28 protein-coding genes are annotated in these 25,911 nt (G+C 59.8%); 17 read left to right on the top strand and 11 right to left on the bottom strand.

Annotated elements, in window-relative coordinates; all coding sequences use genetic code 11:
- The first annotated feature begins 115 nt into the window (after nt 1-115).
- From dapF to FHT87_RS27530, 5 genes are read left to right on the top strand one after another with little or no spacing between them, the layout of a single operon-like run.
- The gene (gene dapF / locus FHT87_RS27550) at nt 116-1,018 is read left to right on the top strand and encodes a diaminopimelate epimerase (protein WP_183734422.1); all 903 of its coding nucleotides are present in this window, start codon (nt 116-118) and stop codon (nt 1,016-1,018) included.
- The gene (gene mtaB, locus FHT87_RS27545) at nt 1,015-2,289 is read left to right on the top strand and encodes a tRNA (N(6)-L-threonylcarbamoyladenosine(37)-C(2))-methylthiotransferase MtaB (protein WP_183734421.1); all 1,275 of its coding nucleotides are present in this window, start codon (nt 1,015-1,017) and stop codon (nt 2,287-2,289) included. The genes dapF and mtaB overlap by 4 nt, the downstream gene beginning before the upstream one ends.
- A 16-nt stretch (nt 2,290-2,305) precedes the next feature.
- Nucleotides 2,306-3,871, top strand: coding sequence for a signal recognition particle-docking protein FtsY (gene ftsY / locus FHT87_RS27540; RefSeq protein WP_183734420.1), 1,566 nt, complete (start codon nt 2,306-2,308; stop codon nt 3,869-3,871).
- Between the two features lie 59 nt (nt 3,872-3,930).
- Entirely contained in the window at nt 3,931-4,575 is a 645-nt protein-coding gene (locus FHT87_RS27535) for a septation protein A (RefSeq protein WP_183734419.1), read from the top strand.
- Nucleotides 4,572-5,159, top strand: a complete 588-nt coding sequence (locus FHT87_RS27530; RefSeq protein WP_183734418.1) for a DUF2585 domain-containing protein — start codon at nt 4,572-4,574, stop codon at nt 5,157-5,159. The genes FHT87_RS27535 and FHT87_RS27530 overlap by 4 nt, the downstream gene beginning before the upstream one ends.
- Here the strand turns inward: FHT87_RS27530 and FHT87_RS27525 are convergent.
- The 5 genes from FHT87_RS27525 to ccmA are packed head-to-tail and all read right to left on the bottom strand — an operon-like array spanning nt 5,156 to nt 8,047.
- Nucleotides 5,156-5,764: a DsbE family thiol:disulfide interchange protein gene (locus tag FHT87_RS27525; RefSeq protein ID WP_183734417.1), complete on the bottom strand. Its 609-nt coding sequence runs from the start codon at nt 5,762-5,764 to the stop codon at nt 5,156-5,158. The two genes, FHT87_RS27530 and FHT87_RS27525, sit on opposite strands and share 4 nt — an antisense overlap.
- The gene (gene ccmD, locus FHT87_RS27520; protein WP_183734416.1) at nt 5,761-5,934 is read right to left on the bottom strand and encodes a heme exporter protein CcmD; all 174 of its coding nucleotides are present in this window, start codon (nt 5,932-5,934) and stop codon (nt 5,761-5,763) included. Before ccmD ends, FHT87_RS27525 begins: the two co-directional genes overlap by 4 nt.
- A 2-nt stretch (nt 5,935-5,936) precedes the next feature.
- A complete protein-coding gene (locus FHT87_RS27515) occupies nt 5,937-6,698 on the bottom strand; it encodes a heme ABC transporter permease (protein WP_183734415.1) in 762 nt (253 codons plus the stop codon).
- Nucleotides 6,699-6,746: 48 nt separating this feature from the next.
- Nucleotides 6,747-7,406: a heme exporter protein CcmB gene (gene ccmB, locus FHT87_RS27510; RefSeq protein ID WP_183734414.1), complete on the bottom strand. Its 660-nt coding sequence runs from the start codon at nt 7,404-7,406 to the stop codon at nt 6,747-6,749.
- Nucleotides 7,403-8,047, bottom strand: coding sequence for a heme ABC exporter ATP-binding protein CcmA (ccmA, locus tag FHT87_RS27505; RefSeq protein ID WP_183734413.1), 645 nt, complete (start codon nt 8,045-8,047; stop codon nt 7,403-7,405). Before ccmA ends, ccmB begins: the two co-directional genes overlap by 4 nt.
- Before the next feature lie 261 nt (nt 8,048-8,308).
- Here ccmA and acnA point away from each other — a divergent pair, with 261 nt between their 5' ends.
- The 3 genes from acnA to FHT87_RS27490 all read left to right on the top strand — a co-directional run bounded on the left by acnA (nt 8,309) and on the right by FHT87_RS27490 (nt 12,651).
- Nucleotides 8,309-10,999 carry an aconitate hydratase AcnA gene (gene acnA / locus FHT87_RS27500; protein WP_183734412.1) on the top strand — a complete coding sequence of 897 codons (2,691 nt, stop codon included), beginning with the start codon at nt 8,309-8,311 and terminating at the stop codon, nt 10,997-10,999.
- A gap of 236 nt (nt 11,000-11,235) precedes the next feature.
- Entirely contained in the window at nt 11,236-11,976 is a 741-nt protein-coding gene (locus tag FHT87_RS27495; protein WP_183734411.1) for a thioredoxin family protein, read from the top strand.
- Between the two features lie 273 nt (nt 11,977-12,249).
- Nucleotides 12,250-12,651, top strand: a complete 402-nt coding sequence (locus FHT87_RS27490; RefSeq protein ID WP_183734410.1) for a DUF2794 domain-containing protein — start codon at nt 12,250-12,252, stop codon at nt 12,649-12,651.
- A gap of 6 nt (nt 12,652-12,657) precedes the next feature.
- Here the strand turns inward: FHT87_RS27490 and FHT87_RS27485 are convergent, their stop codons facing one another.
- The 4 genes from FHT87_RS27485 to FHT87_RS27470 form a co-directional block, all read right to left on the bottom strand.
- Nucleotides 12,658-13,215 carry a GNAT family N-acetyltransferase gene (locus tag FHT87_RS27485; protein ID WP_183734409.1) on the bottom strand — a complete coding sequence of 186 codons (558 nt, stop codon included), beginning with the start codon at nt 13,213-13,215 and terminating at the stop codon, nt 12,658-12,660.
- Between the two features lie 111 nt (nt 13,216-13,326).
- Complete coding sequence (locus FHT87_RS27480; protein ID WP_183734408.1) at nt 13,327-14,055, bottom strand: Bax inhibitor-1/YccA family protein; 729 nt, start codon at nt 14,053-14,055, stop codon at nt 13,327-13,329.
- Between the two features lie 178 nt (nt 14,056-14,233).
- Entirely contained in the window at nt 14,234-16,777 is a 2,544-nt protein-coding gene (locus tag FHT87_RS27475; protein ID WP_183805912.1) for an ABC transporter permease, read from the bottom strand.
- Nucleotides 16,774-17,481: an ABC transporter ATP-binding protein gene (locus FHT87_RS27470; protein WP_183734406.1), complete on the bottom strand. Its 708-nt coding sequence runs from the start codon at nt 17,479-17,481 to the stop codon at nt 16,774-16,776. The genes FHT87_RS27475 and FHT87_RS27470 overlap by 4 nt, the downstream gene beginning before the upstream one ends.
- A gap of 72 nt (nt 17,482-17,553) precedes the next feature.
- Here FHT87_RS27470 and FHT87_RS27465 point away from each other — a divergent pair, with 72 nt between their 5' ends.
- Both FHT87_RS27465 and thpR read left to right on the top strand, forming a co-directional pair.
- A complete protein-coding gene (locus FHT87_RS27465) occupies nt 17,554-18,198 on the top strand; it encodes an arylesterase (RefSeq protein ID WP_183805910.1) in 645 nt (214 codons plus the stop codon).
- 68 nt (nt 18,199-18,266) lie between these two features.
- Nucleotides 18,267-18,860, top strand: a complete 594-nt coding sequence (gene thpR, locus FHT87_RS27460) for an RNA 2',3'-cyclic phosphodiesterase (RefSeq protein ID WP_183734404.1) — start codon at nt 18,267-18,269, stop codon at nt 18,858-18,860.
- On the opposite strand, the gene FHT87_RS27455 is transcribed toward thpR, so the two are convergent.
- Complete coding sequence (locus tag FHT87_RS27455) at nt 18,767-19,267, bottom strand: low molecular weight protein-tyrosine-phosphatase (RefSeq protein ID WP_183734403.1); 501 nt, start codon at nt 19,265-19,267, stop codon at nt 18,767-18,769. The genes thpR and FHT87_RS27455 overlap by 94 nt on opposite strands.
- Nucleotides 19,268-19,302: 35 nt before the next feature.
- Between FHT87_RS27455 and FHT87_RS27450 the strand changes: the two genes are divergently transcribed.
- A complete protein-coding gene (locus FHT87_RS27450) occupies nt 19,303-19,608 on the top strand; it encodes a 4a-hydroxytetrahydrobiopterin dehydratase (protein WP_183734402.1) in 306 nt (101 codons plus the stop codon).
- A 64-nt stretch (nt 19,609-19,672) separates the two neighbouring features.
- Nucleotides 19,673-20,065 (top strand): YkvA family protein, encoded by a 393-nt coding sequence (locus tag FHT87_RS27445; RefSeq protein WP_183734401.1) that lies wholly within the window; start codon nt 19,673-19,675, stop codon nt 20,063-20,065.
- On the opposite strand, the gene FHT87_RS27440 is transcribed toward FHT87_RS27445, so the two are convergent.
- Nucleotides 20,062-20,622, bottom strand: coding sequence for a sigma-70 family RNA polymerase sigma factor (locus FHT87_RS27440; protein ID WP_183734400.1), 561 nt, complete (start codon nt 20,620-20,622; stop codon nt 20,062-20,064). The two genes, FHT87_RS27445 and FHT87_RS27440, sit on opposite strands and share 4 nt — an antisense overlap.
- 336 nt (nt 20,623-20,958) lie before the next feature.
- On the opposite strand from FHT87_RS27440, the gene FHT87_RS27435 reads away from it, so the two are divergent.
- The 5 genes from FHT87_RS27435 (at nt 20,959) to FHT87_RS27415 (ending at nt 25,895) form a co-directional block, all read left to right on the top strand.
- Nucleotides 20,959-21,474 (top strand): invasion associated locus B family protein, encoded by a 516-nt coding sequence (locus tag FHT87_RS27435; RefSeq protein ID WP_183734399.1) that lies wholly within the window; start codon nt 20,959-20,961, stop codon nt 21,472-21,474.
- Nucleotides 21,475-21,719: 245 nt separating this feature from the next.
- Complete coding sequence (rlmN, locus tag FHT87_RS27430; RefSeq protein WP_183734398.1) at nt 21,720-22,955, top strand: 23S rRNA (adenine(2503)-C(2))-methyltransferase RlmN; 1,236 nt, start codon at nt 21,720-21,722, stop codon at nt 22,953-22,955.
- Between the two features lie 93 nt (nt 22,956-23,048).
- Complete coding sequence (locus tag FHT87_RS27425; protein ID WP_183734397.1) at nt 23,049-24,002, top strand: ABC transporter substrate-binding protein; 954 nt, start codon at nt 23,049-23,051, stop codon at nt 24,000-24,002.
- A gap of 223 nt (nt 24,003-24,225) precedes the next feature.
- On the top strand, nt 24,226-25,104 hold the full coding sequence (locus FHT87_RS27420) for an ABC transporter permease (RefSeq protein WP_183734396.1): 879 nt from the start codon (nt 24,226-24,228) through the stop codon (nt 25,102-25,104).
- Complete coding sequence (locus FHT87_RS27415) at nt 25,101-25,895, top strand: ABC transporter ATP-binding protein (protein WP_112970802.1); 795 nt, start codon at nt 25,101-25,103, stop codon at nt 25,893-25,895. The genes FHT87_RS27420 and FHT87_RS27415 overlap by 4 nt, the downstream gene beginning before the upstream one ends.
- Nucleotides 25,896-25,911: the final 16 nt, after the last annotated feature.

Raw genomic sequence — 25,911 nt, 5'->3', positions numbered from 1 at the left:
CGCGGGGCTTCTGCTTTGCGCGTAAGAAAAAGGACGGACCTCGCTTGGCGCTCACCCACTGGTAATCCCTGCGCATTTCCGCCATATACAGCCGAAACGCAGCGGAAATAGTCAGATGAGCAATACGGTCGAATTCGCGAAGATGAACGGGCTTGGCAACAAGATCCTGGTTGTCGACATGCGCGGGCGGACCGACAAGGTGACGCCGCAGGCGGCAGTCGCGCTCAATGCCGATGCCGCGACCCAGTTCGATCAGATCATGGCAATCCATGATCCGAAGGCGCAGGGCACCGACGTCTATATCGATATCCTCAATTCCGACGGATCCAAGGCGCAGGCCTGCGGCAACGGTACGCGCTGCGTCGTGCAGGCGTTGGCCGCTGAAACCGGCAAGAAGGCCTTCACCTTCCAGACGGTCGCCGGCATTCTGAATGCCGTCGAGCATGAAGACGGCACGATCTCTGTCGACATGGGCCTGCCAGTTTTCGAATGGAACCGTATTCCGCTCGCCGAAGAATTCCACGATACGAGCCGTATCGAGCTGCAGATCGGGCCGATCGACAATCCCGTGCTGCATTCGCCTTCGGCCATGTCCATGGGCAATCCGCATGCGATCTTCTGGGTCGATCGCGATCCGATGAGCTTCGATCTCGAACGTTTCGGGCCGCTGCTCGAAAACCATCCGATCTTCCCGGAAAAGGCCAATATCACGTTGGCGCAGGTCATCTCGGACTCGGCGCTGCGGACGCGCACCTGGGAGCGCGGAGCAGGTCTGACGCTCGCCTGCGGTTCGGCCGCCTGCGCCTCCGCCGTCAGTGCTGCGCGCACTGGTCGTACCGGCCGCAAGGTGACGATCGACGTCGCCTCCAGCCCGATCCGCCAGCCGCTCGTTATCGACTGGCGCGAGGACGATCACGTGGTCATGACCGGTCCTGCCGAATGGGAATGGTCCGGCACGCTCGATCCGTCGACCGGCACATGGTCGCGTGATGCCGAACGCGGAGCGGAAGCGCGGTGAGCGGCGTCGAGGTCATCACCTTCGGCTGTCGTCTCAATACTTATGAATCCGAAGTGATGAGATCGCAGGCGGAAGCAGCCGGGCTCAACAACGCCATCCTGGTCAATACCTGTGCCGTGACCGGCGAAGCCGTGCGCCAGGCCCGCCAGGCGATCCGCCGTGCGCGCCGCGACAATCCGCATGCCCGCATCATCGTCACCGGCTGTGCGGCGCAGACGGAAAAGCAGACCTTTGCCGAAATGGCCGAGGTCGATGCCGTGCTCGGCAATGAGGAGAAGCTGAAGGCTGCCTCTTATAGCGCGCTTCCGGATTTCGGCGTTTCGGCGGAAGAGAAGCTGCGCGTCAACGACATCATGAGTGTGCGCCACACCGCGCCGCAGATGGTCAGGCATATCGACGGCCATGTGCGCGCCTTCATCCAGGTGCAGAACGGCTGCGACCATCGCTGCACTTTCTGCATCATTCCCTATGGCCGGGGCAATTCGCGTTCCGTGCCGATGGGGGCGGTGGTCGATCAGGCGCGCAACCTCGTCGAAAGCGGCTATCGCGAAATCGTGCTGACCGGCGTCGACGCCACGAGTTACGGCGACGATCTTCCCGGCCAGCCGACGCTCGGTCTGCTGGCAAAAACGCTGCTGAAGCAGGTGCCCGATATCCGCCGCCTGCGGCTGTCTTCCATCGACAGCATCGAGGCCGATCGCCATCTCATGGATCTGATCGCCGACGAGCAGCGCTTCATGCCGCATCTGCACCTATCGCTGCAACATGGCGACGACATGATCCTCAAGCGCATGAAACGCCGGCATCTGCGGGCTGACGCCCTGCGATTCATCGAAGACGTGCGTCGGCTGCGGCCGGAGATGAGTTTTGGTGCGGACATGATCGCCGGTTTCCCGACAGAGACCGCAGAGATGTTCGAAAATGCGGTGCGGCTGGCGGAAGAGGCTGACATCGCGCATCTGCACGTCTTCCCCTATAGCCCGCGCCCCGGCACGCCCGCCGCGCGCATGCCACAGCTCGATCGCTCGCTCATCAAGGATCGCGCCGCTTGCCTCCGTGCCACTGGACAGATGCTGCACCAGCGCCATCTGGACAAGATGGTCGGAACGCGGCAATGGCTGCTGGTGGAAAATAACGGTCTTGCCCATACGGAAAACTTCACGCTTGTCGCGGTGCCCGGTCTTCGTCCGCGCGATATCGTCGAAGCGACGATCACTGGCCACAATGGCAAGCATCTCGACATGCAATTGACGGCTGCCGCGGCGGCCTGACTTCACGGACAGCTTCATGGCACTCAGTTTCATCAAAAAGGTCTTCACTTTCGGCAAGGACAAGCCGGCTGAAGAGCTCGTGCCGGAAGCCGTGGAGAAGGAATTGGAGCCGCGCTCGCGCGACGAAGATCTGCCGGTTGCTGCTGATCCGGTCCTAGCTGAGGAAATGGATACGGCCGGCGGTCCGGCGGCGGATATCGAGGAAGCTCTCGCGGAGCAAGAACCGGTTGAAGCCCGGTCCGAATTACTCCCTACTGCCGATGATCTGGGCGACATGGGCGTTGTCCCTTTGTCGCTGTTGGAAGCCGAGGCGGAAGCGAGTGCAGACGACGCTGCGGCAGCACCCCCCTCTGTCCCTTCGGGACATCTCCCCCACAAGGAGGGAGATCGTTTGGAGGATGACGCTGCCGTGAGAGAGGAAGGCAGAGTCGAGCCAACCGAGGCATTTCCGGAAGAGATTCCAACTCGTGACGCCCAGGAAATTCCAGCTAAGGTAGTGCAGGATTCTCAATCCTTGCCAATCTCCCCCCTTGTGGGGGAGATATCCGGCAGGACAGAGGGGGGTGTCACCCCCGCCGAATCGGCGCCGAATCCCATCCTTCCCAGAGGCTTTGCCACCGGACCGGAAGCCGAACCCGAACCCGTGGTCGCGCCGCAGCCGAGGCTTTCCTGGTTCCAGCGCCTGCGCAATGGTCTCGCGCGCACCTCTTCTCAGCTTACCGGCCAGATCGCCGCGCTCTTCACCAAGCGCAAGCTGGATGACGACACGCTGCAGGATCTCGAGGACTTGCTGATCCAGGCCGATCTTGGTGTCGAGACGGCGATGCGTGTTACCGATACACTCGCCTCCGAGCGTTACGGCAAGGATGTGACCGGTGAGGATGTCAGCCGCATCATGGCGAGTGAAATCGCCAAGGTATTGAAGCCGGTTGCCAAGCCGCTGCAGCTCGATCTCTCGCACAAGCCGCATGTCATTCTCGTCGTCGGTGTTAATGGTACCGGCAAGACGACAACGATCGGCAAGCTGGCAGCCAAGCTTTCCGGCGCCGGACTCAAGGTGATGGTGGCGGCTGGCGATACGTTCCGCGCTGCCGCCATCGAGCAGTTGAAGATCTGGGCCGATCGCACCAAATCCGAATTCATCGGCACCAAGCTCGGCGCGGATGCGGCGGGGCTTGCCTATGACGCTTTCGAGCAGGCGAAAGCCAAGAAGTGCGATGTGCTGATCATTGATACGGCGGGCCGCCTGCAGAACAAGGCGGAGCTGATGGCCGAGCTGGAAAAGATCGTGCGCGTGCTCGGTAAGCTCGATCCCGATGCGCCGCATACCGTGCTCCAGACACTCGATGCGACGACGGGTCAGAATGCGCTCAATCAGGTTGAGATCTTCCGCAATGTCGCCGGTGTCAGCGGGCTGATCATGACCAAGCTTGACGGCACGGCGCGCGGCGGCATCCTGGTGGCGATCTCCGCCAAGCATAAGCTGCCGGTCTATTTCATCGGCGTCGGGGAAGGGGTCGACGATCTCGAACCGTTCGAGGCCGAGGATTTTGCGCAGGCCATTGCCGGCATTGGCCAATGATGCCACAGATTAGCCGTTGATGGCTTGCATGCATTGCAAAAAAGCAGGTTTGAAGAAGCATGACGACTGAAAGCGATATTACTCCCAGCGCCGCAGACCGGCATCATCCGCTTCTGAAACTGGCGCTGGAACTCGGGCCGCTTATGGTCTTTTTCTTTGCCAATCTGCGTGGTGAATGGCTCGTCGCGCGTTTTCCGGCATTGGCCGAACTCGGTGGTCCGCTCTTCGTGGCGACCGGCCTCTTCATGGGCGCGACCATTCTCTCGCTGGTGGTTTCCAAGATCATGCTTGGCCATCTGCCGATCATGCCCTTCGTTTCAGGCATCGTCGTGCTGATCTTCGGTTCTTTGTCGATCTGGCTGCAGAACGAAACCTTCATCAAGATGAAGCCGACCATCGTCAACGCGCTCTTCGGCTTTGCCCTGCTCGGCGGCCTTGCCTTCGGCAAGTCGCTTCTCGGCTATGTCTTCAACGCTGCCTTCCAGCTCGATGCCGAAGGCTGGCGCAAGCTGACGATCCGCTGGGGCATCTTCTTCCTCTTCCTCGCGGTGCTGAACGAGGTCGTCTGGCGCAATTTCTCGGATAATTTCTGGATCGCCTTCAAGGTCTGGGGCACGATGCCGATCACCATCATCTTCACGATGGCGCAGATGCCGCTGGTGCTGAAGCACAGCATTTCCACCGAGGCGGAAAGCGAAAAGTGACTGTCATCGACGGCGCCGACCGAGCGCGGCATCAGGTCTTCTGGTTTTCTGCATGCCTTGCGGTGCTGGTCGTCCAGATCGTCGCCGAATATCTGATGGGCCGGGTGCCGATCTGCACCTGCGGTTACGTCAAACTCTGGGAAGGCACGGTCAATTCCAGCGGCAATTCCCAGCACCTGTCCGACTGGTACACGCCGTCGCACATCATCCATGGCTTTCTGTTCTACGGGCTTGCGCACCTCCTGCTTCGCGGCAAGCCGCTGGCGGCGAGGCTGCTTCTAGCTATGCTCGTCGAATCCGGCTGGGAGCTTCTGGAAAATTCGCCTCTGATCATCGATCGCTACCGCACGGCGACGATCTCGCTCGATTACTACGGCGACAGCATCATCAATTCGGTCATGGATACGATCTTCATGGCTGTCGGCTTCTTCTTTGCATCAAGGGCGCCCGTGGCGCTGACGGTGGCGATCGCAATCTTCTTCGAGATTTTCACCGGTTACGTGATCCGGGACAATCTGACGCTGAATGTGCTGATGTTGATCTGGCCTGTCGAAGCGATCAAGGTCTGGCAGAGCGGGGCTTAAGAAACCGGCTTGCCCAGCGCCTTTTCCATTGCCGGAAAGAGGCCTTCCTTCAGGCTGAGATCGTCGAAGGGGCCGACACGCTTGTAAATGATCGTGCCGTCAGGCGCGACGAGATAGCTTTCCGGAATGCCGTAGACACCCCAGTCGATCGCTGCCTTGCCGTTCGGGTCTATGCCGATGGCTCGATAGGGATTGCCGAGTTCACCGAGGAAACGCAGGGCGTTGTCGTTTTTATCCTTGTAGTTGATGGCGACGATATTCAGCTGCCCATCCTCGGCGAGCTGCTTCAGGAGAGGATGTTCGTCGCGGCAGGGAATGCACCAGGAGGCGAAGACGTTGACGAGGGTGAGCTTGCCCTTGACCGCCTCATCCGTCAGCGCCGGCAGGCCAGAGCCTTCGAGCGGCGGCAGGTTCAGCGATGGTGCCTTGGTGCCGATCAAGGCGGAGGGAATCTCGGCGACGTTCTTGCCGTGGAAATCCTGATCGTAGAGCATTTTTGCTGCAGTCGCGGCAATGCCGCCGAAAACGACCAGCGGGATCAGAGCAAGTGCATAGCGGCTGAGGCCGCGGCTCTTCGGTCTATTTTCTTGTGGAGCCTCGGTCATTCGCCGTCCCTCGGTCTGGCGGAACGGCGGCGGATGCCGGCGGCTTCGAGCGCTGCCAATTCCTTCCGGCGCGCCCGCCCGTCAGACCAGGTCCAGAGCGTTACCGCAATCGTTACCAGGGCGGCGAAGCCGTAGGAGCCGTAGACGTAGAAAGCGTAGCTACTACCCATCGCTATTCCTCCCGACCTGCCATACGGGCAGCCATGCGGCGCTGGGAGGCGATGCGGCGGCGCCAGATCTCGTTCCTCATCGCCATTAGATGCAGCGTGAAGAACAGCAGGGTGAAGGCGATCGCCATGATCAGCAGCGGGCGCAGGAATTCCGGATCGATCGCCGGGCCATCGAGGCGCATGACGCTTGCCGACTGATGCAGCGTGTTCCACCAGTCGACCGAGAACTTGATGATCGGGATATTGACGAAGCCAACGAGGATGAGGACGGCGGTGACGCGCGCAGCCTTGGAGGGTTCATCCATGGCGCGGTTCAGCGCGATCAGGCCGAGATACATCAGGAAGAGAATGAAGACCGAGGTCAGCCGCGCATCCCAGACCCACCATGTGCCCCACATGGGCTTGCCCCAGAGCGAGCCGGTGACGAGTGCAAGCAGGGTGAAGGCGGCTCCGAGCGGGGCGGCGGCCTTGGCCGACACATCGGCCAGCGGATGGCGCCAGACGAGTGTGCCGATCGCCGAAATGCTCATGACCGTATAGCACATCATGGAGAGCCAGGCGGCGGGTACATGCACATACATGATGCGCACGGTCTCGCCCTGCTGGTAATCCCCTTCCGTCGAGAAGCTCAGATAGAGGCCGATGATAAAACAGAGGGCGGTGATGCCGGCCAGCCATGGAATGACACGCGATGCCAGCGCCAGAAACCGCGTCGGGTTGGCGAGGTCGCTGAATTTGCTGATGGCAAGGCTCGTTTCGTTCATATCCGCTTCCTTACCTTGATCCGCCCGGAGCCGCAATCGAAGCGCCGATCAATCCGCCGTGTTTCTGAGTGCAAGGACTGCAGCCGCCGGACCAATGACCGCGAAGAAAAGCGTCAGGGCAATGAGGATAAGAAAGGGTGGCAGGAAGGGCGACGGTCCCACGACTGCTGCATAGGTGGCGCTGACACCGAAAATCAGCACGGGGATCGTCAGCGGCAGGATCAGCACCGAGACCAGCAGGCCACCGCGCGGCAGCGCAACGGCAACGGCTGCACCGACGGCGCCGATGAAGGTGATCGCCGGCGAGCCGACGAGAAGGGTGAGCATGGTCGCGCCGATCGCCGTCTCGTTCATGTTCATGAAGAGGCCGAGCAATGGGGAGGCGATGACGAGCGGCAGGCTGGTTGCCGTCCAGTGCGCAGCGCATTTGACGAGCACGGTCAGCACCAGCGGCGTTTCCTGCATGAGCATCAGATCGAGCGAGCCATCGTCGCGCTCCGCCTGGAACAGGCGATCGAGCCCGAGAAGGGCCGCAAGCAGAGCGCCGATCCAGACGATGGCCGGGCCGATGCGTGAAAGAAGCGCAAGATCGGGGCCAACGCCAAAGGGAATGACGGCAACGATCGTCAGAAAGAAGAGAATGCCGATCAAGGCACCACCGCCGGCGCGAATGGAAAGCTTGAGGTCGCGAAGGAAAAGGGCGATCATCCCCATACTCCGTGGTCGACGCCAGCAAAGCCGGTCATGCGCAATTCTCCGGCATTTTCGAGTCCAAGCGGCTGATGCGTCGCGGCAATCACGATGCCGCCTTCGCGGCGATGCGTTTCGATCAGTCCCGCAAACAACTTGTCTGCGCTGGCATCGAGTGCTGCCGTCGGCTCGTCGAGGATCCAGATCGGGCGATGTGCGACCAAAAGCTTGGCAAAGGCAAAGCGGCGCTGCTGGCCTGCGGAGAGATAGCCGAAGGGAAGATGCGTGATGCCGGGCAGGCCTACCGCTTCGGCGGCTTCTTCGATGCTCGGGCTTGCGGTTTTGCCGGGTCCAAGAAAGGATCGCCAGAAATCCAGATTTTCTGCAACCGTAAGTTCATTCTTCATCGCATTGCGATGACCAAGGTAGTGGCTCGCTTCGGCTGCCGGGCCGCTCTCGCCACCGTGAGAATCAGTGACTGTGACGGAGCCTTTCTCAGCCCTTAGAAGACCCGCCACCACGCGCAATAAAGTGGATTTTCCCGATCCGTTTTTACCCGTCAAAATAAGCGCCTCGCCGGCCTGCAAGTGAAAGGAAACGTTAACGAAAATCAGATCTTCCCCGCGCCGGGCAGCCAGATTTTCAGCGGTAAGATGCATGCATCGGCTCTTTCTTCGTTACGCTCTCGGGCAGGCTCAAAAAATGTCCAATTTTGACCTTTGTCGGTATGGCAAGTCTTTACGAAATTATCTATAAGACCTGCAACCACGCCAGCGGTCGGCGTGAATTTCATCCTTGCGCCGAACTTGGGGTCTTCTCCTCACGTGCGGACAGCGGAAATGGCCGTACCCGCATCCTGATGTGCATTAAGTGCATAGGCGTTCGCACGACTGTGTTGGCTATCAGAAACGGGGTCTCTCGTGTCTAAATCTCTTGACAGTTTCAATTGTCGGTCCAAGCTTTCCGTTGGTGGAAAGGACTACGTCTACTACAGTCTGCCGAAGGCTGAGGCAAACGGCCTGCCGGGCGTATCGAAGCTCCCCTATTCGATGAAGGTGCTGCTGGAAAATCTGCTGCGCTTCGAGGATGGTCAATCGGTCACCAAGGAGCACATCCTTGCCGTTGCTGAGTGGCTGAACAACAAGGGCGCCGTCGAGAACGAGATTGCCTACCGCCCGGCCCGCGTGCTGATGCAGGACTTCACCGGCGTTCCCGCCGTCGTCGACTTGGCCGCAATGCGCGACGCGATGGTTTCTCTCGGTGGCGATCCGGAAAAGATCAACCCGCTCGTTCCCGTCGATCTCGTCATCGACCACTCCGTCATCGTCGATGAATTCGGCACGCCGCAGGCTTTCGCCAAGAACGTCGAGCTGGAATACCAGCGCAACGGGGAGCGCTACCGCTTCCTGAAGTGGGGCCAGCAGGCATTCAAGAACTTCCGCGTCGTTCCTCCGGGGACTGGCATCTGTCACCAGGTCAATCTCGAATATCTCGGCCAGACCGTCTGGACGAAGGAAGAGGACGGCGAAACGATCGCCTATCCGGATACCTGCGTCGGCACCGACTCGCACACGACGATGATCAACGGCCTCGGCGTTCTCGGCTGGGGTGTTGGCGGTATCGAAGCTGAAGCCGCCATGCTCGGCCAGCCGGTCTCGATGCTTCTGCCCGAAGTCATCGGCTTCAAGCTGACCGGCAAGCTCAAGGAAGGCGTAACCGCGACCGACCTCGTTCTGACCGTCGTGCAGATGCTGCGCAAGAAGGGCGTCGTTTCCAAGTTCGTCGAATTCTTCGGCCCGGGCATGGACAACATGCCGCTCGCCGACCGCGCGACGATCGGTAACATGGGTCCGGAATATGGCGCGACCTGCGGCTTCTTCCCGGTCGACGGCGAAACCATCAACTACCTCACCATGTCCGGCCGTACGCATGACCGGATCGCGCTCGTCGAAGCCTATTCGAAGGCTCAGGGCATGTGGCGCGAAGGCGACGGTTCCGACCTCGTCTTCACCGACACACTGGAACTCGATCTCGGCGACGTCGTTCCGTCGATGGCCGGTCCGAAGCGTCCGGAAGGCCGCATCGCGCTCGAAAACATCGCTTCCGGCTTCGCCGGCTCGATGGATGCCGACTACAAGAAGCCCGGCCAACTTTCCAACCGCTATGCGGTCGAAGGCACGGATTTTGATCTCGGCCATGGCGACGTGGCGATTGCCGCCATCACGTCGTGCACCAACACCTCCAACCCGTCGGTTCTGATCGCTGCCGGCCTTCTTGCCCGCAACGCCGTTGCCAAGGGTCTGAAGACCAAGCCGTGGGTCAAGACTTCGCTTGCTCCGGGATCGCAGGTGGTCGGCGAATATCTTGCCAAGTCCGGCCTGCAGGCCGATCTCGACAAGCTCGGTTTCAACCTCGTCGGTTTCGGCTGCACGACCTGCATCGGCAATTCCGGTCCGCTGCCGGCGCCGATCTCCAAGACAATCAATGACAAGGGCCTGATCGTCTCCGGCGTGCTTTCGGGCAACCGTAACTTTGAAGGCCGTATTTCTCCTGACGTCCAGGCGAACTACCTCGCTTCGCCGCCGCTCGTCGTCGCCTACGCGCTTGCCGGCACGGTTCAGAAGGATCTGACGAAGGAGCCGATCGGTGAAGACCAGAACGGCAATCCGGTCTATCTGAAGGACATTTGGCCGACCTCGCACGAGGTGCAGGACTTCATCCAGAAGTACGTGACCCGCGAGCTCTACGAAACCAAGTATGCCGACGTCTTCAAGGGCGACGAAAATTGGCAGGCCGTTCAGGTTCCTCCAGGCCAGACCTATGCCTGGGACGACGACTCGACCTACGTCCAGAACCCGCCATACTTTGTCGGCATGGGCAAGAAGGGTACCGGCACGTCGGACATCAAGGGCGCACGCGTTCTTGGCCTCTTCGGCGACAAGATCACGACCGACCACATTTCTCCGGCCGGTTCGATCAAGGCTGCTTCGCCGGCCGGCGCCTACCTGCTCGGCCATGACGTCGCAGTCGCCGACTTCAACCAGTATGGTACGCGTCGCGGCAACCATGAGGTCATGATGCGTGGCACCTTCGCCAATATCCGCATCCGCAACTTCATGCTCGGTGCGAACGGCAAGGAAGGTGGTTACACCATCCACTATCCGTCCAAGGAAGAGACCTCGATCTACGACGCGGCCATGCAGTACAAGGCCGAAGGCGTTCCGCTCGTCATCTTCGCTGGCGTGGAATATGGCAACGGTTCTTCGCGTGACTGGGCTGCAAAGGGCACGAACCTGCTCGGCGTCAAGGCCGTGATCGCCCAGAGCTTCGAGCGTATCCATCGTTCGAACCTGGTCGGCATGGGTGTCATCCCCTTCGTCTTCGAAGAGGGCACGACCTGGCAGAGCCTCAACCTGAAGGGCGACGAACTCGTCACCATCGAGGGCCTCGAAAACATTAAGCCGCGCGAAAAGAAGATCGCCAAGATCACCTATGCCGACGGCACGGTGAAGGATGTTCCGCTGCTGTCGCGCGTCGATACGCTGGACGAGGTCGTCTACCTCAACAATGGCGGCATCCTGCAGACAGTTCTGCGCGATCTTGCAGCCTGATTGTTAAGATACTTGCCTGATAATGACCGCCGGAAAGCAATTTCCGGCGGTTTTCCTTTGCGGAAAACGAGGGTGTTTCACTGCTCACGGTGATGTGTTTCGGCTGCACTCCGCCTGCGGCTCCGTCTCACCCGTTCGTGACTTTGCGTTTGGACCTGGAAGGATTATTCGTACGTTCATATCTCAGAGCCGGCGGTTCAGGACTGTTGCCGGCGCTGAAAAAGAGGTGCTGGTGAATGTCCCCGCGTTTTCTGATCCCGCTGGTCGCCGGGCTTGCCTTTGCAGGTCCGCTCTTGGCCGAAGACGGCACGCCGAAAGGCGTCGTTGAGCTGTTCACGGCGCAGGGCTGTGCCTCCTGTCCGCCGGCCGATGCCGCATTCCGCAAGCTCGTCAGCCAGGGCAATGTCATCGCACTCGCCTATCATGTCGACTACTGGAATTATCTCGGCTGGGCCGACACGCTGAGCTCAAAGGAAAATACCGAGCGGCAGTATGGCTATGCTCGCATGATGGGCCGCAGCAACGTCTATACGCCGCAGGTGATCGTCAATGGCCGTGACCATCTTGCAGGTGCGGATCTCGCCGGCATCAACGGCAAGATAAACGGCTATGCCAACGAGGGTAAAGGCCTGACTATACCTGTCAGCGCGCGCATGAGCGGCGATGAGTTGGAGATCAAGCTCGGCGCCGGACAGGGCAAGGCCAATGTCGTGATCGTCTATTTCGAGAAGGAAAAAACGATCGATGTCGAGAAGGGCGAAAACAGCGGCAAGAAGATTTCTTACCTCCACAGCGTGACCGATGTGGAGACCGTCGGCATGTGGGATGGCAAGGCCACGACGCTCACCCTGCCGGCGAGCGTGATGGAAAAACCTGATCTGGAGGGGTCGGCGATTCTCTTGCAGTCTGCGACAGCTAACGGCGATCCGGGAGCAATCCTCGGCGCGGCCGTCGTCATGGCTGGAAAAAATATCTAAGAATTTCATCTGCTTGCAGATGAATGTCAGGCGGCCCGGCCAAGCGTATTCGGGGCTGGGGTTAAGGTCGATACGCTCCGCCGGGCCCTTTGGCGCGCTGGCGCCAAACTGGGACCTATAGTTCTCTTGGAAATGAGGCGCTGTTTTGACTGAAATGCGGCACGGCGGAGAAAGCCGGTTTCGTCCCCAGTGTGGCAGTCCGTGGCCTTGCATTTTGCCGCGGCTCGGGCAAACTGTCACTCTCCTGTCACACGTGGAGGTCTTGGGATTCTGATGACAGATACGCCGGATTTGCGACACGGCGAAAGCCGCTCCGTCGACAATAACTCTTCAACCGTCGTTGATCTCAGGGAATACAGACAAAACAAGGAGCCGATGCCGGTGACGTTTCACCGGCGAGAACTCGACCAGATCTTGTGGATCTACGGTCGAATGGTGGGCGAGGGCGAGTGGAAAGACTATGCCATCGACCACACCAAGGAGAAGGCAGTCTTCTCCGTCTTCAAGCGCTCAGGCGAAATGCCTCTCTTCCGAATCGAGAAGAACCCGAAGCTTGCCGCAAAGCAGGGCGCTTTTTCCGTCGTGAATTTCAGCGGCATGATCCTGAAGCGCGGTCACGAGCTCGGACCGGTGCTGAAGGTCTTCGACAAGTCGTTGAAGCTCGTCGATAAGTAGACAAGCTCATCCCTTGAACAGCGTACCGGGATAGGCCTCGGGATCGGGATGGGTTTCCGTCCCTTCGCCGAGCTCCCGTTGCATCAGCATCGTGTCCAGCCAGCGGCCATGCTTGTAGCCAGCACCCTTCATCAGGCCGATCACTTCGAAACCGAGCGAGCGGTGAAGCGCGATCGAAGCCGGGCTCGCGCCGCCGATGACTGCGGTCATCTGTCGGAAGCCAGACACAGTGCAGCGGAAGATCAGCTCTGCGAGCAGCAGCTTGCCGATGCCCTTTCCGCGCGCCTCCGTGCTGAGATAAATCGAATCCTCGACCAGCCAGCGATAGGCTGGCCGCGTGCGGAAGGCGGAGGCATAGGCATAGCCAAGCAGGGTTCCGTCTTCGCCCGTGGCAGCAATGTACGGATAGCTCTGCTCGCGGATGGCGGAGAAGCGGGCTGCGATTTCTGCCTGCGTCGGCGGTACGATCTCGTAGCTGGACGTACCGTTCAGCACGGACTCGCGGTAGATTTCAGTAATGGCGGGAAAATCGGAAGGAAGAGCGTCGCGTAGAATAGGGGGCATTTCGGATCGATCGGCACGGTTGAAGGAAGGCTCCTGTTGAAGCACTCCGGTCAGCCGCTCGCAACAAAAAAGGCGGCCGAAGCCGCCTTTTCCGTTTTCAGTGTGAGCCGTTTATTTCCGGTTGCCCATGAACTGCAGCAGGAACATGAAGAGGTTGATGAAGTCGAGGTAGAGCGTCAGCGCGCCCATGATGGCCTTGCGGCCAGCGACGTCATAACCGTCTGCTTCAAAATACATTTCCTTGATCCGCTGGGTATCGTAGGCGGTGAGGCCTGCGAAGATCAGCACGCCGATCGCGGAGATCGCGAACTGCACGGCGGACGAAGCCAGGAAGATGTTGACTATCGAAGCGATGATCAGGCCGAAGAGACCCATGATCAGGAACGAACCCATTGCCGACAGGTCGCGCTTTGTCGTGTAGCCGTAAAGCGACAGCGCACCGAAGGAGGCGGCCGTCACGAAGAAGGTTTGTACGATGCTCTGGCCCGTATAGATTATGAAGATCGACGAGAGGGACAGCCCAACCAGTGCGGAATAGATCCAGAAGGTGGTCTGCGCTGCAGCCACGCTCATCCGGTTGATACGGAAGCTCAGGAAGAACACGGCAGCAAGCGGTGCAAGGATCACAACCCACCGAAGCGGGCTCGCATAAATCGCCTGACCGAATGCGGTTAGCTCACCATTGGCGAAAGCGAACTGGAATGACAGATAGGCGGCCACACCGGTGATCGCCAAACCCAGCGCCATCAGGTTGTAGACCTTGAGCATATAAGCGCGGAGGCCTTGATCAATCACTTCGCCGGTTTGTGCACGGCTTTGGTAGTTACGAAGATCAGCCATAGTTTCCTCTTACAAGCTCCGATGGAAATACGGTGTCGGGTTCACGACCCGGGCGCCGCTGCGGAGCTTCAGCATGCCTGCTGACAATATGAGGCTTTCGACCTTTTCAGACAAGGCCTTTACAATCAGCCGTTCGGTTAAATCGCCGTAAGGTGAAGGGATTTGAGTATCCAACCTGCTACAGCTCGCGCAAAACGGGTGCTGCCTTCTGTCCGAGGATGCGCCAGGTGCCGATCAGGCCGATGCCGACGGTCAGGACGAGCGCCGTGACGAGGGTAAGGCCGGCAACATCGGGCATGAAGCTGGAGGGCAGGCGCATGATGCGGCTGACGATGAACCAGGCTGCCACGCCGCCGGCAAAGAGTGCGAAGATGGCGGTGGCGAGGCCGAGGATCAGATATTCGTAGCTGAAGGCACGGATCAGCATGGTTCTCGTCGCACCAAGCGTTTTCAACACCACCGCATCATGCGTTCGCGCGCGATTGCCGGCGGCAAGTGCACCAGCCAGCACGAGGACGGAAGCGATGAGGGCGACGGAAGCTGCAGCGCGGATCGCGGTTGCAAGCTCGCCGATCAGTTGATTGACGATATCGATCGCATCCTTGACGCGTACGCTCGTAATCGTCGGATAAGCATTGGTCACCGACTTCAGGATTGCGGCGTCTTCAGTCTCGGTCGATGCGGGATCGGTCAGTGTCGCAAGCCAAGCATGCGGCGCGCCGCGGAAGGTATTCGGCGAGAAGACCATGACGAAGTTGATCGACAGCGATTCCCACTCGACCCGCCGGAGATTGGCGATCTTGGCGCTGATGTTGCGGCCAAGCACGTTGACGGTGACGGTGTCGCCGATCTTGAGGCCGAGCTCATGGGCCTCTTCCGCCGAGAAGGAGACGAGCGGCTCGCCGCTATAATTCTTTCCCCACCATTGCCCTTCGACGAGTGCCGAATTCTCCGGCAGGCTTTCCTCGTAGGTAATGCCGCGGTCGCCATTCAGCACCCAGCGGCCCGCCGCCGGAACATTCATCTTGGTCACGTCCTGACCGTTGAAGGCAATGATGCGGCCGCGCAGCATCGGCACTTCCACCAGCTTGCCGTTCGGCGACTGGGCGTGGATCAGGTTGCGAAAGGCGTCGACCTCGGCGCTCTGGATGTCGACGAAAAAGAAATTCGGTGCACCTTCGTTCATGCGGCCGGTCAACTGCTGGCGCAGGTTGCCGTCGATCAGCGTCAGGGTCACCAGCAGTGCAAGGCCGAGGCCGAGCGAAAGGACGACGGAGGGTGTCAAAGCGCCCGGGCGATGGATATTGCCGATCGCCAGCCGGAGCGCCGGCGAGCTTACGCGCGGGCACCTGCGCGCCAGCCAGGCGATCAGAGCCGCGACGAGGCGCAGAATGACGAAGGCGAAGATGATGGCTCCGACGAAGACCACAGCAATGAAGCGGTCATAGGCGGTAAAGATGGCAAGGCCGGCCAATGCGGCCAAGAAGAGCACGGCCAGCAGCACATAGGGCCAGGAGGGCAGGCGGCGGGCTTCAAAGCCTTGCTCGCGGAAGAGCGCGGTTGCCGGAACCTCGCGTGCATGGCCGAGCGGCAGGATGGCGAAGGCGAGTGTCGTCAGTATGCCGAAGAGGGCCGCAAGCAACAGCGCGCCGGGATAGAGGGTCGGATCGGTAGAAACTGGCAGGAATTGGGCAAGGAACTGCGCGGCCAGCATTGGTGACAGCGCGCCAAGCACCAGGCCGATCACGACGCCGCCCGCCGCGATGATGGCGATCTGGAACAGATAGATCCACACCACGACGGCCGCCGGCGCGCCGAGGCATTTGAAGGTCGCGATCGTGGTTCGTTTGGCGTCGAGGAAGGCGCGTACCGCGTTGGCGACGCCGACGCCGCCGACGATCAGCGCGGTCAGGCCGACCAGCGTCAGGAACTGTGAGAAGCGGGTGATGTTCTCCGTCAGCGACGGTGCTGCACGATCACTGGTGCGGATCGACCAGCCGGCCGAAGGAAATTCTCTGGTAGCGCGGGCCTGGATGCCAGCCATCGTGCCGCGGTCTTCGAGCTTGATCTTGTAGGCATGCTCCACAAGGCTGCCTGTCTGGATCAGCCCGGAGGCTTGAAGCGCGTTCCGGCTGACCAGCATGCGGGGGGCGAAACCGAAGCCTTCCGAGAGCGCATCCGGTTCCGTCTTGACGGTGCCCGTGATGCTGAGCTTGACGTTGCCGAGCAGCAATTCATCGCCGATCTGCAGCCTCAGCCGCTCCAGTAGCAGCGGGGCAACAATGGCGCCGTAGGTGCCGCCTTCTCCCGATAGCATGGAGGCGAGCGGATAGTTCGGTTCCGCTTCGAAGGTGCCGTAGAGAGGATAGGCCTCGTCGACGGCCTTGACCTCGACCAACGCTTGATCGGATCCGTCAGGCTTGCGGGCCATGGAGCGAAGGCCGGTGGAGACGGAGACTTCTCCGAGGCCGCGCAGGAAATTCATCTCCTCTGGTGTGGCTTCACGGTTGTTGAGCTCGAAACGAACGTCGCCGGCGAGAAGCTCCTGCCCCTGCGAAGCGATCGTATCTGTGATCGACTGCGACACCGAATTGACGGCGGCGATTGCCGCAGTGCCGAGTGCGATGCAGGCGAGGAAAATGTAAAAGCCCTTCAGGCCGCCGCGCAGCTCGCGCAGGGCCAGGCGGAAGGCGAGCGAGATGTGCGGGGTGACGATCGTCATGCAATCGCCGCCTCGGATTGGCGGACGGCACTATCGCCTTCGATGCGGCCGGAGCGGACACGGATCTGGCGTGAGCAGCGGTTGGCAAGGCCGATATCATGGGTCACCAGCAGCAGGGTCGTGCCGCGTTCGGCCTGCTTGGAAAACAGGAGGTCGGCAATCTGCCGGCCGGTATCGGTGTCGAGATTGCCGGTCGGCTCGTCGGCGATCAGCAGGGCGGGAGATGGTGCCAGCGCGCGGGCGATCGCCACACGCTGCTGTTCGCCGCCGGAGAGCTGGCCGGGGTAGTGGCTCAGGCGTTCGCCGAGGCCGACGGAATTCAGCTCGCGTTGGGCGATCTCGAAGGGGTTGGGAATATTGGCAAGTTCGAGCGGCACCGCGACGTTTTCCAGCGCCGTCATGTTGGCAATCAGATGGAAGGACTGGAAGACGATGCCGATGTTGCGGCCGCGGAAATCTGCGACCTGATCCTCGCTCAGCGCGTGAAGCGGTGTGTCATTGATGTTGATCTCGCCGCTGTCGAGCTTTTCCAGGCCCGCAAGCACCATCAGCAGCGTCGACTTGCCGGAGCCCGAGGGGCCGACGATGCCGACGGATTCGCCGGCGCTGATCTCCAGATCGATGCCCTTCAGCACATGAACGGAGGCGGCAGCATTACCGAGCGTCAAATCGGCGTGTTTCAGATCGATGATGGTTTTGGCCAACAGAAATCGCCCTATATAATTCCCTAACCGAATGGCCGCATAACGGCACCTAGCCAATCTAGGGAAAGCATTATGAGATTTAAAGTTGCCGCCCTTCACTTCGCTGTCATCATCTTCTCGCTGATTTTCTCGACAGTTGCCGAAGCGCGTACGATCAATCTGGTCGGTTTCGGCGATAGCCTGATGGCAGGTTACCAGTTGCCGCCAGGCGACGGCTTTCCCGAGAGGCTGCAGGCGGCGCTGAAGGCCAGGGGGATTGACGTTTCGATCACCAATGCCGGCGTGTCCGGCGATACGACGACGGGCGGGCTGGCGCGAATCGACTGGTCCATTCCTGACGGAACCCACGGGGTGATCCTCGAACTTGGCGCCAATGATGCGCTTCGCGGTATCCCGCCGGAACAGAGTGAAAAAAATCTCGACCAGATGATAAGCCGGTTAAAAGAGCGTGGCATTGCCGTGCTCCTTGCCGGCATGATGGCGCCGCCGAACATGGGTGCGGACTACGCCGAACGCTTCAACCCGATCTACCAAAAACTTGCGGAAAAACATGGGGTTGAGCTCTATCCATTCTTCCTCGACGGTGTGGTGCTCGATGCGGGCCTGAAGCTCGATGATGGCATGCATCCCAATGCCAAGGGCGTGGACGTGATGGTGGAGAAGATGGAGCCGGCTGTCACAAAATTCGTCGACACGATTTCTTCTGTGAAGAAATAGGGGCTTGCACAGGTTTGTAATGCGTGATTCCGTGTGAGCACCTGCAAAAGATTCGGGGAGTGCTCGTTATGCCGAGACTATTTACCGCCCTCGAAATTCCGCGCAATGCGGCGATGAGCCTGTCATTGTTGCGCGGTGGTCTTCCCGGAGCACGATGGATCGATGTGGAGAATTACCACATCACACTTCGCTTCATCGGCGATGTCGATGGCCGCACCGCAGATGAAATCGTCGAGCGCCTTGACCGGATCGACCGGCCGGAATTCCAGCTCCGGCTCGATGGTATCGGCTCTTTCGGCTCCAAGAAACCGCATTCGATCTGGGCTGGCGTTTCTCCTTCGCCGGAAATGTACGCCCTTCAAGGCGAGATCGAGCGGATCTGCCAACGCATCGGCCTGCCGCCGGATCCGCGCAAATTCACGCCGCATGTCACGCTGGCCCGGCTGAAATATTCGCGTGTCGATGATGTGGTTCACTATCTCGCCGGCCGCGGCAACTTCCAGACTTCTACCTTCACCGTGCCGCGTTTCGTGCTTCTGTCGTCGCGCGAATCGGTCGGCGGCGGGCCTTACCTGACCGAGGAAGTCTTCCCGCTCCACGAGCCGCTGATGGCGCCGAGCCTTTCGACCAGCGTGCTGCAGCCGGCCAAGAGCCTCGCATAGACGAGTTCAAAATCTTCCGGGCCGCCATAATAGGGGTCCGGAATATCTTCGCCGGTGCCAAGCGCGAAATCGCCGAAGAGATGAGTGTTGTCTGCGTGTGGCGAACGGCGGCGCAGTTCCACGACATTCGAGCGGTCCATGGCGACGATCAGATCGAAATCGTCAAAATCCTCGGGCAAGATCTTTCGGGCGCGCTGCCCGGTAATGTCGATGCCATGCGCGCTGGCCGTGGCGATCGAGCGAGGGTCGGGCAGTTTTCCCTGATGCCAGCCGCCGAGGCCGGCGGAATCGATGCGGAGTGCATTGCCAAGGCCTGCCTCGCCCACAACGTGATCGAATATTCCCTCGGCGAGTGGAGAGCGGCAGATATTGCCCATGCAAACAAAGAGGAGACTGATACGTTTCATCTGAGGATCCGACGGAAGGATGAAAGGAGCATGGCATGAAAATGGAAAAGCTGGAAAGATCGGCAATCAACCAATTGCTCGGCGAGCTCAAGGGCTGGGCGCTCGACGATTCCGCAAGCTCGATTTCGAAGACGTTCAAATTCGCGAGTTTCGTGGAAGCTTTCGGTTTCATGGCTGAATCGGCGCTTGCCGCCGAGAAGCTCAACCATCATCCGGAATGGTTCAACGTCTATTCCCGTGTCGAGGTGAAGCTCAACACCCATGATGCCAGTGGGTTGACGGAGCTGGACTTCAAGCTGGCAAAGGCCATGGAGAAGGCGGCGGCAAGACGGACCGATTGAATCGGCCGATTGATTCAGCTCGGGCCATCACCATATGATCGGAGCGACGAAAAGGGATATCGGGATGGACGAGGTCAAATACGGAGAGATCCTGTTGCCGGGCGACGAGGATACGCAGAACCGGCGCGAGGAGACGGTGCGGCAGAAATTCTGGCCGACCTTTCGTCGTGCGGTGCGGCAGATTCCGTTTTCACGCGATGTGGTCGCCGGCTTTTATTGCGCGCTCGATCCGCAGACGCCCACCAGAGTGCGCGGCGTGCTCCTGGCGGCCCTTGCCTATTTCGTCATGCCTGTCGACATCATCCCGGATATCTTTGCCGTTATCGGCTTTTCTGACGATATCGCCGTCCTGTCGGCGGCATTTGCCATGATCAGGGGCAATATCCGACCGAGCCATTATGAGGCGGCCGATCGCGTTCTTGCCGAGCGTTCCGAAGACGGCATGAAGACGATTTAGGCCTCTTCCCGTTCCACCAGGTTTCGGAGCTTGCCGAAGGCAAGCCTGATGCGCGACTTGACCGTGCCAAGCGGCAGGCCGGTCGCTTCGGCGATTTCGGTATGCGACTGGCCAAGGAAGAAGGCGGCCTGCAGCAGCGCTCGCTGTTCCTGCGGGAGTTGGGCGATGGCATCGCGTACCTTGGCGTCACGGTCATCATTGGCGACGATTTCGTCGGCGCTCATTTCTTCCGGTGGCTGAAGCGTCGGATCCTTCTCATCGAAAACGCGTACCAGCGCGCGGCGCTGGAGATCGATGCGCCGATTGCGGGCGATGCGGAAAAGCCAAGTAGAGAAGGAGGAGCGGGTGGGATCGTAGAGATCGGCCTTATGCCAGAGAACGATCATGATCTCCTGCACCAGTTCCTCAGCCTCGCCTGATGTCATTTTCTGGCGCATCAGCCACGATTTCAGGCGAGGCGCGAAATGGTCGAAGAGTATGGAGAATGCCGACTCGTCGCGTTCATCGGCAACGGCCTTTGCGAGGGCAGCGAAACGCTGTCTTTCCTCGGCATCCATCCCTCTCACGAACTCCCCGCAGCCAAGATTTCGATCCGAATTTCCTCACCTTAACGACCTACAACGGATTTTAGAAAGGTCAAACTCTTGCCTGAATCTTTGTGTCTTAAATTCAGCCGAACGGATGGGCTCAGCCATCAAGGCAGCGTGTAACCCTACGCGCCGCTGTCGGTTCGCAAATTAACAGTCGGGCGAAAATGAAACAGTCAGATACAATTCGCAGCCATTGTTGACCATTTGGTAACCTGAATTAAGTCAAAATAAAGCAGATCGTGATCATGCGCCGCCCGCAATGATCGCTTCGGGCCTTGAACCGCAAGAACCGGCAGGAATTCCATGTTTGTAAAAAGTATCGTATCCGCTTTCGCCCTCACAGTTGCTATGACCGGAGTGGCGGCAGCGCAGCAGGCGGCAGCAGCACCGACCCGCATTCAGCAGTTCCAGGCATGGGGCGCCTATTCCTACAAGTCCGGCGCCTCCACCGTTTGCTACGTGCTTTCGGTGCCGACCGCCAAGCAGCCGGCAAGCGTCGACCATGGCGATAACTTCTTCATCGTGTCGCAGCGCCCCGGCCAGAACATCTCCTATGAGCCGCAGGCGATGATGGGCTATACGGTGAAGGAAAATTCGAAGATCAACGTTACGATCGACAATAAAACTTTCGTGATGTTCACCAAGGACAAGGCCGGATGGGTCGAGAACGCGGCTCAGGAGCCGGCGCTCGTCGCAGCCATGAAGACCGGTCATTCGATGACTGTCAGCGCTACCTCGCGCAAGGGTACCGGTACCTCCTACAGCTACTCTCTGTCCGGCATCTCGGCTGCGCTGAAGCAGATCGAAAGCTGCAAGTAAGCTCGCGTTTCGGGCCAATGTTTCAAAGGCCGGCCTTGCGCCGGCCTTTGTCGTTTCCATCTATAGTGACGCTTCCATGTCTAGTGACGTGGGCCAAAAATGATGCTAAAGCGGCGCGCAACTGCGGAAAGATGGCGGTCTCATCGCCGCTCCGCCATTCATTTTCTGCAATCATGCGTCAACGGCCCCGTAAGTCTTCCGGCTTCCCGGGATGGTTGCCATGTTGAGTTCGGGATTAGAAGATTATGTCCGTCATGGATGCGATGACCGTTGCCAAGCCCGCCACCCGGGCGCCTCTCGGCGTTGAGCTTTCGCCAAAGCCGTCGCTGATCGGTCTGACGCGCGAGGAAATGGCTGCGGCACTGCGCGAAAAGGGCGTGCCGGACAAGCAGATCAAGATGCGTGTCTCGCAGCTCTGGAACTGGATCTACGTGCGCGGCGTTTCCGATTTCGACCACATGACGAATGTCGCCAAGGACATGCGCGAGATGCTGAAGCAGCATTTCACCATCGCCCGGCCTGAGATCGTCGAGGAACAGATTTCCAATGACGGCACACGTAAGTGGCTGCTGCGGTTTCCGCCCCGCGGCGCCGGCCGGCCGGTCGAGATCGAGGCTGTCTATATTCCCGAAGAAGGCCGTGGTACGCTCTGCATTTCCAGCCAGGTCGGCTGCACGCTCACCTGTTCCTTCTGTCACACCGGCACGCAGCGGCTGGTGCGTAACCTGACTGCCGAGGAAATCCTGTCCCAGCTTCTGCTGGCCCGCGACCGGCTGGGCGACTTCCCGGACCGCGACGTGCCTGTCGGCGCCGTAGTGCCCTCCGAAGGCCGCAAAGTCAGCAATATCGTGATGATGGGTATGGGCGAGCCGCTCTATAACTTCGATGCCGTCAAGCAAGCGTTGTTGATCGCCACGGATGGTGACGGCCTGTCGTTGTCCAAGCGCCGCGTGACGCTGTCCACGTCAGGCGTCGTACCCGAAATTCTCCGCACCGGTGACGAAATCGGCGTCATGCTGGCGATCTCGCTGCATGCCGTTCGCGATGACCTGCGCGATATTCTCGTGCCGATCAACAAGAAGTATCCGCTGAAGGAACTGATCGAGGCCTGCCGGAACTATCCGGGGCTTTCGAACGCGAGGCGTATCACCTTCGAATATGTGATGCTGAAGGACGTCAATGACAGCCTGGAAGACGCCAAGGGACTGATCCAGCTCCTGAAAGGCGTGCCGGCGAAGATCAACCTCATCCCCTTCAATCCGTGGCCGGGCACCAACTACCAGTGCTCCGACTGGGCGCAGATCGAGAAGTTTGCCGATTTCATCAATTCGGCCGGTTACGCTTCGCCGATCCGCACGCCGCGCGGCCGTGACATTCTGGCGGCCTGCGGTCAGCTCAAGTCGGAATCCGAGCGCATGCGAAAGACGGAACGTCTTGCGTTCGAGGCGATGATGATCGCCAATCACGGAGCCGACGACTGATCAGCAAGTTTGATCTTCATTACAATTCTCCGCGATTGATTATCGAGGGCACTTTTCCTAAAAATGCCCTCAAAATCATCGTGGAGGACACTCATGCGTTCAATTCTTCTGGCTTTTGCCGCAACTTTGGCCCTGACGCTGCCGGCGAAGGCCGATGACGTTACGGTTGCCGTAACCGCGATCGTCGAACATCCGGCACTCGATGCAGCCCGTAACGGCGTGAGGGATGCGCTGGCCGCTGCCGGCTACAAGGAAGGCGAAAACCTCAAGTTCGTCTTCGAATCCGCACAGGGCAATCCCGCAACGGCAGCCCAGATCGCCCGCCAGTTCGCGGGCGATGAGCCCAACGTCATCGTGCCGATCTCCACGCCGTCCGCCCAGGCCGTCGTTTCCGCGACGCGCGATATCCCTGTCGTCTTCACCGCCGTGTCCGATCCGCTCGGCGCGCAACTCGTCAAGAACATGGACAAGCCCGGCGGTAACGTGACTGGTCTTTCCGACATGTCGCCGGTCGGCGAGCATATTGCGCTGATCAAGGAAATCCTGCCTGACGTGAAAACGATCGGTTACCTCTACAATTCCGGCGAGGCGAACTCCGTCTCGCTGCTGGCAGCGCTGAAGGCCGAAGCCGACAAGGCCGGCATCACCATCGTTGAATCGGCTGCCACGAAGTCTGCCGAAGTGCAGGGCGCTGCCCGCGCGCTGGTCGGCCGTGCCGATGCGATCTACATCCCGACCGATAACACGATCATCTCGGCGCTCGAAGGTGCCGTTGCCGTCGCCGAAGAGAGCAAGCTGCCACTCTTCACTGCTGATACGGACTCCGTTTCTCGCGGCTCGATCGCAGCGCTCGGCTTCAACTATTATGATGTCGGCAAGCAGACGGGAGAGATCGTCGTGCGGGTGCTGAAGGGTGAAAACCCGGGCGATATCGCGGTGAAGACCGCAGCTGGCAGCGACCTCGTCATCAACAAGGCTGCCGCAACCAAAATGGGCGTGACTCTGCCGGATAGCGTTATTTCACGCGCCAACAAGGTTATTGAATAAACGACCGTCGTTCCAAGGTCTTAGTGACAATCAGCCGCTCCCGTTTGCACGGGGGCGGCTGTTGCATTACAGCGCCGCGCGCCAGATGGCGCGCAAGGACGCTGTAACAATGTAAAAACTGCGCATAATCCTTTCCTTAAATCGGTTCCGATTTAAGGGGTTATGCGCTAAAAGGCTCCGGTTTCGCGACGGGCGGAACGGAAACAAGAAGGGGCTGAAAGCCTTGAGCCAAATCGCATTCTGGGGGGCCGTCGAGCTCGGCCTAGTCTATTCCTTCGTCGCTCTCGGCGTCTATCTTGCCTTCCGTGTCCTCGATTTCCCGGATCTGACAGTGGACGGTTCGTTTCCGCTTGGCGCGGCGGTGACTGCAGTGTTGATCATTGCTGGCGTCAACGCCTGGCTTGCGGCTCTGATTGCGATGAGTGCAGGTGCTGCGGCAGGCATGGTGACGGCGCTCCTCAATGTACGCTTCAAGATCCTGAATCTCCTCGCCTCGATCCTGACGATGATCGCGCTCTTCTCCGTTAACCTGCGGGTGATGGGCAAACCGAATGTCGCGCTTATCAATGCCGATACGATGATCAGCCCCTTCTTCGGTCATGGTCTGAGGGATTTTTACGTGCGTCCGTTTTTCGTCGGCGTTCTGGTCGTTGTCGCCGTCATCGTCGTCTGGCGCTTTCTGGAAAGCGATGGCGGGCTTGCGATGCGCGCAACCGGCGCCAATGCCCGCATGGCCCGCGCTCAGGGTGTCGATACCAGCAGGCAGATCTATCTAGGCATGGCGATTTCCAATGCGCTGGTGGCACTTGGAGGCGCACTCTTTGCACAGACCAACGGCTTTGCCGATGTGACTTCGGGCGTCGGTACCATCGTCGTCGGCCTTGCCGCCGTCATCATCGGTGAGACTCTGCTCGGTCGCCGCGGGCTGCTGATTGCGCTTGTTGGATGCGTGTTCGGCTCGATCATCTACCGCATCGCCATCCAGCTTGCGCTTTCGAGTGATGTCGTCGGCCTGCAGGCCTCCGATCTCAATTTCGTGACGGCCGTGCTCGTGACCGTCGCGCTCATTCTTCCCCGCCTTCGCCGAGGTGCCGCATCATGATCAGCGTCAAGGACATCAAGGTCGTTTTCGGACGCGGTACACCGCTGCAGAAACAGGCGCTGAACGGCGTCAGCCTGACCATCGAGGAAGGCTCTTTCGTCACCGTCATCGGCTCCAACGGCGCCGGCAAATCGACACTGCTCGGCGTGCTCGCCGGTGATGTCATGCCGAGCGAAGGCTCGGTGCTGATCGGCAAGACCGACGTGACGCGCAAGTCTACATCGGCCCGCGCCGGTCTGGTGGCGCGCGTTTTCCAAGATCCATTGACCGGAAGCTGCGGTGCGCTGTCGATCGAGGAGAACCTCGCTCTGGCCGCCCGGCGTGGTGAAAAGCGCGGGCTCGGCGCAGCACTCGGTGGAAGCCGCCGCGACTATTTCAAGGAGCGAATCGCCGAGCTTAATCTCGGGCTGGAAAACCGGCTGAAAGACCGTATGGACCTGCTGTCCGGTGGGCAGCGTCAAGCAGTTTCGCTGGTCATGGCGACGCTTGCCGGCTCTGAAGTGTTGCTGCTCGACGAGCATACGGCAGCACTCGATCCAGGCATGGCCGAGTTCGTCATGAACCTCACCCAGAAGATCGTTTCTGAACGCAAGCTGACGACGATGATGGTCACGCATTCCATGCGTCAGGCACTAGACTACGGTCACCGCACGATCATGCTACATGGCGGCGAGATCGTTCTCGATGTCGCCGGCGACAACAGGAAGAACCTGCAGGTCGAAGACCTGATCGCCATGTTCCGCAAGATGCGCGGCCAGACGCTCGATGACGATGCCCTGCTGATCGGCTAAGCCGACAGCGTGCTGA

The organism is Rhizobium sp. BK316 (genome assembly GCF_014193695.1).
Taxonomy (GTDB): Bacteria; Pseudomonadota; Alphaproteobacteria; order Rhizobiales; family Rhizobiaceae; genus Rhizobium.
Note: the sequence above shows the minus strand (reverse complement) of the source record. Positions and strands in the feature narration are given on the sequence as shown.